Source organism: Amphibacillus jilinensis Y1 (genome assembly GCF_000306965.1).
Taxonomy (GTDB): Bacteria; Bacillota; Bacilli; order Bacillales; family Amphibacillaceae; genus Amphibacillus_C; species Amphibacillus_C jilinensis.
In genome coordinates, this window is record NZ_JH976447.1 from 404 (window position 1) to 9,631 (window position 9,228).

The 9,228-nt window shown below is 44.8% G+C and carries 9 protein-coding genes; 3 read left to right on the forward strand and 6 right to left on the reverse strand.

What is annotated here, in order from left to right; genetic code table 11:
- Positions 1 to 465: 465 nt before the first annotated feature.
- The 3 genes from B494_RS0118480 to istA form a co-directional block, all read right to left on the reverse strand.
- Complete coding sequence (locus B494_RS0118480; RefSeq protein WP_002213433.1) at positions 466 to 660, reverse strand: Rop family plasmid primer RNA-binding protein; 195 nt, start codon at positions 658 to 660, stop codon at positions 466 to 468.
- A gap of 1,036 nt (positions 661 to 1,696) precedes the next feature.
- Positions 1,697 to 2,479 (reverse strand): IS21-like element IS100kyp family helper ATPase IstB, encoded by a 783-nt coding sequence (gene istB / locus B494_RS0118485; protein ID WP_001317493.1) that lies wholly within the window; start codon positions 2,477 to 2,479, stop codon positions 1,697 to 1,699.
- Positions 2,476 to 3,498, reverse strand: a complete 1,023-nt coding sequence (istA, locus tag B494_RS0118490) for an IS21-like element IS100 family transposase (RefSeq protein ID WP_000255944.1) — start codon at positions 3,496 to 3,498, stop codon at positions 2,476 to 2,478. Before istA ends, istB begins: the two co-directional genes overlap by 4 nt.
- 1,260 nt (positions 3,499 to 4,758) lie before the next feature.
- On the opposite strand from istA, the gene B494_RS0118505 reads away from it, so the two are divergent.
- A complete protein-coding gene (locus B494_RS0118505; protein WP_002222856.1) occupies positions 4,759 to 5,106 on the forward strand; it encodes a type II toxin-antitoxin system RelE/ParE family toxin in 348 nt (115 codons plus the stop codon).
- The gene (locus B494_RS0118510; RefSeq protein WP_002213446.1) at positions 5,106 to 5,405 is read left to right on the forward strand and encodes a helix-turn-helix domain-containing protein; all 300 of its coding nucleotides are present in this window, start codon (positions 5,106 to 5,108) and stop codon (positions 5,403 to 5,405) included. The genes B494_RS0118505 and B494_RS0118510 overlap by 1 nt, the downstream gene beginning before the upstream one ends.
- A 186-nt stretch (positions 5,406 to 5,591) precedes the next feature.
- Here the strand turns inward: B494_RS0118510 and pla are convergent, their stop codons facing one another.
- Both pla and B494_RS0118520 read right to left on the reverse strand, forming a co-directional pair.
- Entirely contained in the window at positions 5,592 to 6,530 is a 939-nt protein-coding gene (pla, locus tag B494_RS0118515; RefSeq protein ID WP_002218234.1) for an omptin family plasminogen activator Pla, read from the reverse strand.
- A 242-nt stretch (positions 6,531 to 6,772) separates the two neighbouring features.
- Positions 6,773 to 7,189, reverse strand: coding sequence for a hypothetical protein (locus tag B494_RS0118520; RefSeq protein ID WP_002213451.1), 417 nt, complete (start codon positions 7,187 to 7,189; stop codon positions 6,773 to 6,775).
- Positions 7,190 to 7,306: 117 nt separating this feature from the next.
- On the opposite strand from B494_RS0118520, the gene pst reads away from it, so the two are divergent.
- Positions 7,307 to 8,380 (forward strand): pesticin, encoded by a 1,074-nt coding sequence (gene pst / locus B494_RS0118525; RefSeq protein ID WP_002218509.1) that lies wholly within the window; start codon positions 7,307 to 7,309, stop codon positions 8,378 to 8,380.
- Between the two features lie 34 nt (positions 8,381 to 8,414).
- Here the strand turns inward: pst and B494_RS0118530 are convergent, their stop codons facing one another.
- On the reverse strand, positions 8,415 to 8,840 hold the full coding sequence (locus B494_RS0118530) for a pesticin immunity protein (protein ID WP_002218512.1): 426 nt from the start codon (positions 8,838 to 8,840) through the stop codon (positions 8,415 to 8,417).
- Between the last annotated feature and the right edge of the window lie 388 nt (positions 8,841 to 9,228).

Sequence of the window (9,228 nt, forward strand, 5' to 3'; positions counted from 1 at the left end):
ACTTGAGCGTCGATTTTTGTGATGCTCGTCAGGGGGGCGGAGCCTATGGAAAAAGCGCCTCCGGCGCGGCCTTTTCTGGGGTCTTCGTTTTTTGCTCACATGTTCTTTCCGGCGTTATCCCCTGATTGTGTGGATAACAGTATCACCGCTTTTGAGTGAGCAGACACCGCTCGCCGCAGCCGAACGACCGAGCGCAGCGAGTCAGTGAGCGAGGAAGCGGAAGAGCATCGGCATCTGCATGTTCTCCTTACGCATCTGTGCGGCATTTCACACCGTACATGGTGCACTTTTCATACAATCCGCACTGATGCCGCATGACTAAGCCAGTATACACTCCGCTATCGCTACGTGACTGGGTCATGGCTGCGCCCCGACACCCGCTAAAACCCGCTGACGCGCCCTGACGGGCTTGTCTGCTCCCGGCATCCGTTCACAGACAAGCTGTGACCGTCTCCGGGAGCTTCGTTATGTTCCTGTTTCACTTTCGGCTTCAAAGCGAGCCTGGATGCTGTTCTGGAGTTCTTCCGCGAGTTCGTGCAGTCGTTCACACATGGCCGCCTGCTCGTCGGCATCCAGAGCATCCAGTTTTTCAAGCAGTATCAGGCTCTGGCTTCTGATAAATCGCGCCATATTCAGCGCAGTTTGTTGTTGTTTGTTCACTATTCCGTTGTGCTCCGTCAGTGATATGTGGAGTGTGAGTAAATCAGGATTGTTTTACAGGATAAACTGCGGCAAATTCATCCCGTTGCAGTAGCAACGATGGGAAATACAACTACGAAAATTATTTAGCGATTCGTTCTCCCCCTGTCCGGGTTCCGCCTGTTCCGGGGGATTTTTTTGCCTTTGAATATCCTGCCTGTAGTAAACGCCACATAAAAAATCCTGAAATGGAGTAATCGTTATAAAGAGATTCCTGAACGGATGACAAAAAAATTCACCCGGAAGGGGGAGAACGAAGTCTGACACATGGTTTCTGGACATTCCTGAAAGTACGGTACTTTTTCAATCTGCCGCAGTGCTGTCTGTAAAACAACTGACTGAGTACAACATCTGTTTTTTGTGCTTCTCGACGCCGTCCCGTCGATACGCTAAAACGACACCCGCGTGTTTCCGGCTGTCAACTGACCATGGGGATGGTTTGCGTAGCATCAGATGCCGGAAACGCGCTCAGAACGTTTCTGACGACATGAAACGAAAAAACAACTGAAAAAATTGCCCGGTACGGAAAATCGCGTTACAACGAATCTGAGCGCGTTTCCGGTATGCCCTCACTCGAATATTGAGCTATGGTTCACCACAGTTCCCGGAAACGTGCTCACACTCTTCCGCTAATCCTGCATCATCGTGACATGTATCTGTACTCAGACTGTGTGTCGGTTTAAAAAGACCGTTCCGTGGACAAGTCCGGCTGGTTTAATCAGTAGGGGGAATGTCTGGCCCGGGTGCGTTTTTTATATTCGTAATGTTGTCAGTCGTTCATGGCCTGCTGTTCTGATTGTTCCGGAATGGTGCTAAGAATTTTCCTATAACGACCTACGACCTTGTCGGGATTAGAGAATTGTGTAAAAAATATGACTGCGTATCTCCGGCATTCTTGTTATTCAGGCGTGAACACGTGAATTCATCAGGGTGTCAACGACGGATGAAAAGTGATCCACTTATATCTCCACCAACGGCCCAATATTGATCCACCGTTTTACTCAGGATTAGCTTCTGCTATAACCCCGGCCTTTCGTTTCTGTCTGAGTCGATAGCTTTCTCCTTTGATTTGAACGACATGTGAGTGGTGTAAGATACGGTCCAGCATCGCTGAGGTCAGTGCTGCATCACCGGCGAACGTTTGATCCCACTGCCCGAACGGCAGATTGGATGTCAGGATCATTGCGCTCTTTTCGTAACGTTTAGCGATGACCTGGAAGAACAGCTTTGCTTCTTCCTGACTGAACGGCAGATAGCCTATTTCATCAATGATGAGCAGGCGGGGGGCCATTACTCCACGCTGAAGCGTCGTTTTATAACGGCCCTGACGTTGTGCCGTAGATAACTGAAGTAACAGATCTGCTGCTGTTGTGAAGCGAACTTTGATACCTGCACGGACTGCTTCATAGCCCATCGCTATTGCCAGATGGGTTTTCCCCACACCTGATGGCCCCAGTAATACGATATTTTCATTACGTTCTATGAAGCTGAGTGAGCGTAACGACTGGAGTTGCTTCTGCGGTGCTCCGGTGGCGAATGTGAAGTCATACTCTTCGAACGTTTTCACCGCCGGGAAGGCTGCCATTCGGGTATACATCGCCTGTTTACGTTGATGACGTGCCAGTTTTTCTTCATGAAGCAGATGCTCCAGGAAGTCCATATAACTCCATTCCTGGTCTACTGCCTGTTGTGACAGCGCAGGCGCTGCGCTTATAAGGCTTTCCAGTTGCAACTGCCCGGCGAGCGCCATCAGTCGTTGATGTTGCAGTTCCATCATCACGCCACTCCTCTGCAGAATGAGTCGTAGATGGAGAGTGGATGATGCAGGGGGTGTTTGTCGAAGTTCACCAGATTTTCATCAAGATGCACGTCATACTCTTTTTTCTCCGGAGGCAGTGCCAGCATGGACTGCTGCTCTTCGAGCCAGCGATCGCAGGGACGGGCCTGGATTGTTTCATGCTTTCGTTGGTTAGCGACATCGTGCAGCCAGCGCAGACCGTGGCGGTTGGCTGTTTCAACATCGACAGTGATCCCCATCGGGCGCAGGCGAGTCATTAGTGGGATGTAAAAACTGTTACGGGTGTACTGCACCATCCGTTCCACCTTACCTTTAGTCTGTGCCCTGAAGGGGCGACACAGTCGGGGAGAGAAGCCCATCTCCTTGCCGAACTGCCACAGCGAAGGATGGAACCGGTGCTGACCGGTCTGATATGCGTCACGTTGCAGAACCACAGTTTTCATATTGTCATACAACACTTCGCGCGGCACACCACCAAAGAAGCGGAACGCATTACGATGGCAGGTCTCCAGCGTGTCATAACGCATATTGTCAGTGAATTCGATGTACAGCATTCGGCTGTATCCGAGAACAGCAACGAACACGTGAAGCGGTGAGCGACCATTACGCATAGTGCCCCAGTCAACCTGCATCTGTCGTCCGGGTTCAGTTTCGAACCGAACGGCAGGCTCCTGCTCCTGAGGAACCGAGAGAGAACGAATGAATGCCCTGAGAATGGTCATTCCGCCACGATATCCCTGGTCTCTGATCTCGCGAGCGATTACCGTTGCCGGGATTTTGTAAGGATGAGCATCGGCGATGCGTTGACGAATATAATCCCGGTATTCATCCAGGAGTGAAGCAACAGCAGGTCGCGGCGTATATTTTGGCGGCTCAGATTTTGCCTGCAAATAACGTTTAACGGTATTGCGGGAGATCCCCAGTTCTCTGGCAATCGCCCGGCTACTCATTCCCTGCTTGTGCAGGATTTTAATTTCCATAACTGTCTCAAAAGTGACCATAAACTCTCCTGAATCAGGAGAGCAGATTACCCCCTGGATCTGATTTCAGGCGTTGGGTGTGGATCACTATTGCACCGTTCGTTACACAGGGGTCGGGGTACGCATTCCCTCATGCGTCAATATTATCTGGCATTGCGATGTCACATTTTTATTTTTTGGTTTTGCATGCCGTTAAACAGGGTTTTATATTCGGAGATGCAAAAGTCAGGACTAGACATATTAACCATCGATTCAGTCCTTATCATACGCCCTCACAGAACACCTCCTGTGAGGGCCTTTTTTATGTGGTGGCAAAGAAAAAGCCCCTCTGCCTGAAGGAGGGGCTTTATGTGAGCAAAAAAATACCGGGTGTTATCCACCTTCGGAAGTTTCAGACTAATCACAAAATGGAACACAGGCAATGCCCTGAAGTTAAGGAATGTTCTGATTAATTATTTCTTTAATTTTGTTTTTATCGAAAAAAAGAAAAATAAAAAATCAGGGTTGTTTGTTTTTACTGTTGATTATTCTGTGCGGTGGATTAATCTCTTTTCTGAAGAGTACCTGGTCGTATTCTTACTTTAATTTAGACGCTATTCACTGGGTTTAACAGTCCCTGCTCCATTAGGGACTTTTTTTTGCAGCAATCCATCAGACGTGTTTTAACGCGATTTACTTAATGGCCTGTGTTTTGTTGCTTTCTGGTTCAGAGGCCTTTCGGGAGCGTTTTAAGCAGGTTTCCGGACAGGCGAAAGCTGCCAACAGACAGAGCTGTGGCAGAGCCAGAAATGTACTCATCCTGGATACGCATGTATTCACCATCAGCCCGGTGAATGGAGTAGCATTCTGCTGAATTTGTCTGAGTCTGAAAATCGCGTTAAAACATATCCGGGCGCGATTCTGGCGTGTCTTTGTTGCTGTGTTTTGCCTTAATTGCCAGATCGCGCTCATCTGGCATGAATTCTGTTTTCCCGTTCATGTTCCGTCTTCCACGCCCACCAAATCAGGAAAAAACACCCGTTTCAGTTACATCAGGCAGGCAATTCGTTCGTGATTCGCCTGGCTGCATAGATATGCATAAGGTTAAAATTTATCAGGCGCGATCGCGGCGGTTTTTCGGGAGGTTTGTTGCTATTTTTGCCTGTCTGTTGCCGTGATCGCGCTGAACGCATTTCAGTGGTGCGTACAAATTGCCGTTATGTTAAATAGCCAGCTTTTCTTGAAAATATAACTCGTAGGTTATATTGTTAGTGGGGTAAGCTACAGGTTATAGGGTTGAGCATGTGGATGGTACTTTTTAGCCAGCGATTTGACGACTGGCTAAATGAGCAAGAAGACGCTCTTCAGGAAAAGGTTTTGGCTGATTTGAAAAAGCTACAGGTTTACGGACCTGAGTTACCCAGGCCATATGCCGATACCGTGAAAGGTTCTCGGTACAAAAATATGAAAGAGCTTCGCGTTCAGTTTTCTGGCCGTCCGATAAGAGCCTTTTATGCGTTCGATCCGATTCGTCGGGCTATCGTTCTTTGTGCAGGAGATAAAAGTAATGATAAGCGGTTTTATGAAAAACTGGTGCGTATAGCTGAGGATGAATTTACAGCACATCTGAACACACTGGAGAGCAAGTAATGAGAACATTAGATGAGGTGATTGCCAGTCGTTCACCTGAAAGCCAGACACGAATTAAAGAAATGGCAGATGAGATGATTCTTGAGGTCGGCTTGCAGATGATGCGTGAAGAACTCCAGTTATCACAAAAACAAGTTGCTGAGGCGATGGGTATAAGCCAGCCAGCAGTAACAAAGCTGGAGCAGCGCGGAAATGATTTAAAGCTGGCGACGTTAAAGCGTTACGTTGAAGCAATGGGAGGCAAATTAAGCTTGGATGTTGAGCTTCCTACAGGAAGGAGAGTAGCGTTCCATGTCTAATTTGACCTTCTCCATGCCCTGAAAGACGTGGAGAATGTCAAGGCAAAACAACAGAATGAGCGCCCCGTCATTATGGTGAAAAAGGTGATTTTTCACACATCTGAAGGTTGGTCAAACACCAACCTCCTTTCCACAGACATCCTCCCCGCTAGGGGAGGATGAAAAGAGAGATATGATCTGTATTTTTCAGAAGCGATATTGCAGACCCGCCGTCACAGTATAATTTTTATTGGAAATACCGGCAGCATCTCCGCCAATAGAGACAGAATCTCCACTATTCTTATCAATGGTCTGAGTACCTCCTTTGCCCTCATCATATTTACTGTATGTAAATTCCGCAAAGACTTTGGCATTAGGTGTGACATAATATCCAGCGTTAATTACGGTACCATAATAACGTGAGCCGGATGTCTTCTCACGGAAAGTAAGATCTCTCATATAGTGCTCATCATTATCATGTGCCCGAACCCAGTCGCTGAATTTAAATAATGCATTTAACTCAAAATCATTAATGCGATACTGGCCTGCAAGTCCAATATATGGCATAGAAAAGCGCTGGTTATAACCTATTACCCGCACTCCTTTCGGGAAGTTTCCGGTATAAGCTCCATTATTATAACTATATGAACCACCTGTAGCTGTCCAACTGAAACGTGTTTCCTGATATCCTGCTGTTATACCTGCTTTATAATTCTCATCCTGGAGTAACCAGCCTTTCACATTGAGGTCATATTCATTGGCATGATTAACATTTGTAGCAGGATGAGATGAGTGATCTGTCCACTCAGATTGATTTTCATTCATCCAGTCGTAGTCATCCATATTACCTGACCCGGAAGCCAGAGACGTCCACCCCCTGGCATTCAGGGTCAGAAATGAGTATGGATCCCAGGATATATCACCTTTCAGGATAGCGACATTTTTGATCTTCCAGTCTAACTGGCTGATCTTTCTTCCTGTTTCTGCGTCATAAAGCATTTCATGAGACTTTCCACTCAGCATCCCGGTGGAGGCTGCAACTGTAAAGCTGTCAGGGGATATATTTGGTATTAACTGAGATGATGCTGCATTAGCACTCCCGGACAGAATAGTTATAATGGTTGCCACAATAGAACTTTTCTTCATTAGACACCCTTAATCTCTCTGCATGAACGAAAACATATTATTTGTATCTGATTATCTAATTTCATTTTTAATAATGTAAAAATATTAAACAATAATCGATATCCGTTTTCTCGTCGTCTGACAGAATTATGTGACTTTGCTCACATAAGAAACGGTGGAAAATATCCAGGGAAATATGATCTTTTGAGCGAATTTTTCAGATCCGACAACGAGCGTTGAGCCGATGGTACTGATAACGGGAGTTATGGTAAATCTTCCCGTTCCTGCCCTTCCCGGGGTTCCACCCCTTCCGGTTTTTTTCCGCTCAGGTATTTACGGGCGAGACGAATGCGTCTCGCCTGGTAAATCGCATCGTAGGCCTGTGACTGTCCCACACCGTTACTGATTTCACTGACCAGATGGCGCAGGTCGGCCTGTGTCAGTGTGTAAACGTGTTTCTGGATGAGGTCACGGGCTGTCCGTTCTTCGTATCCGGCAACGACAAGTGCAGCCAGCAGGCGTTTGTCTGTTTTGCTCAGTCGGTGGCGACCAGATTTTGTTTTGCTCACGTTATCTCCTTTCTGTTTTTTTCTGATGTTACCCGGTGCTGTTTTTCTGCTGCGAATCTTCCCTTCCTGATTTTTATAAGAGTGATTCAGATCACAAAAATGAAATTTCATATTATTGACAGAGAAAATAAAGCGGCGTAATTTTATTACTGTACATAAAAACAGTGGTTTTATGTACAGTATTTTTTTTAACTTATTGTTTTTTTTATGTGTTAAAGAGGAATTTTTATGTCAGATACAATGGTAGTGAATGGTTCAGGTGGTGTTCCGGCTTTTCTCTTTTCCGGAAGTACATTAAGCAGTTACAGACCAAATTTTGAAGCTAATTCGATTACAATTGCATTACCACATTATGTGGATCTGCCTGGCCGGAGTAATTTTAAACTGATGTACATTATGGGGTTTCCGATTGATACGGAGATGGAGAAAGACAGTGAATATTCAAATAAGATCCGCCAGGAAAGTAAAATTTCAAAAACTGAAGGGACCGTGTCTTACGAACAGAAAATAACTGTTGAAACAGGTCAGGAAAAAGACGGTGTGAAAGTCTACCGTGTCATGGTTCTTGAGGGAACGATTGCCGAATCTATTGAACATCTCGATAAGAAAGAGAACGAAGACATTCTGAATAATAACCGAAATCGCATCGTCCTAGCGGACAACACTGTCATTAACTTTGACAATATTAGTCAACTGAAGGAATTTTTACGTCGTTCGGTAAATATTGTTGACCACGATATTTTCTCCAGTAATGGTTTTGAAGGGTTTAATCCGACAAGTCATTTTCCGTCTAATCCTAGTAGCGATTATTTTAACAGTACCGGTGTTACATTCGGTTCCGGGGTTGACCTTGGTCAGCGAAGCAAACAGGATTTATTGAATGACGGTGTCCCTCAGTATATTGCAGATAGACTTGATGGGTATTATATGCTTCGAGGGAAGGAGGCTTATGATAAAGTGAGAACAGCACCTCTGACGCTTTCTGATAATGAAGCTCATCTCTTATCTAATATTTATATTGATAAATTCTCACATAAGATTGAAGGTCTTTTCAATGACGCTAATATCGGTCTTCGGTTCAGCGATTTACCGTTGAGAACCCGTACAGCACTGGTGTCTATTGGATATCAAAAAGGGTTTAAGTTATCCAGAACTGCTCCCACAGTATGGAATAAAGTTATCGCAAAAGACTGGAATGGCCTTGTAAATGCTTTTAATAATATTGTTGATGGAATGTCTGACAGACGTAAACGAGAGGGCGCTCTGGTGCAAAAAGATATCGATAGTGGATTGTTAAAATAACCATGAGCCCCTCATAATAATGAGGGGCTTGCTATTAATGATAATATACAGTGCAACCAGGGATAGATTTCTTTATTTCTTTCACTACTATAAAGTTTCCAGATTTTACTTTTTTTATAAGTAGAGGATGTATGGCTACATATGTTGGCGGTCTTATTAGAGAGAAATCTTCAAAACAGACAGTATACTCATCTCTCTTAATTCCTAGTATTTTTAATGATATCATCCATGAGTTGTCTTTATTGATAAGTGCAATGTGTTTTTTGGTGTTGCTTTTAATATTTGTAAACTCGGTTTGCTTGAAGGTTGTCTGTTTCCCATAGATGCCATGAGACAATGAATTGCCAAAGGTATTTAATTCTAGGTTTTGCAAGATGTCTTTTGCTGTATATGTGTTTTTTTCTGCAAGGCCACTTGATGATAAAAATATGAGAGCCAAGCAAAATAACTTTGAGATCATTCCCCCTCCCATCCTGTTCTTACATAAATAAATTATTTGGAATAATCTATTTATGTAGTCAATGAACTTCCAATTGCATATTGAAAAAAAAGAGCAGTTTAAGCCTTATGTGTATAATTCTACACAGACTACATACAACCTCAAGTAACATGGGTGTTACCGCAGCAATACCCATAGAACCCCATCATAATCTTCTGCTGAACTGATCGGGAGCGCAATTCAGTAGAAAAGATCAAAGGATCTTCTTGAGATCCTTTTTTTCTGCGCGTAATCTGCTGCCTGTAAACGAAAAAACCCACGTTCTCAGGCGTGGGTTCTTTCGAAGGTTAGAAGTTTCTCAGGCTTTCTAACCTGTGGTAGCTGGCTTAAGTGGAGCACAGATACCAAA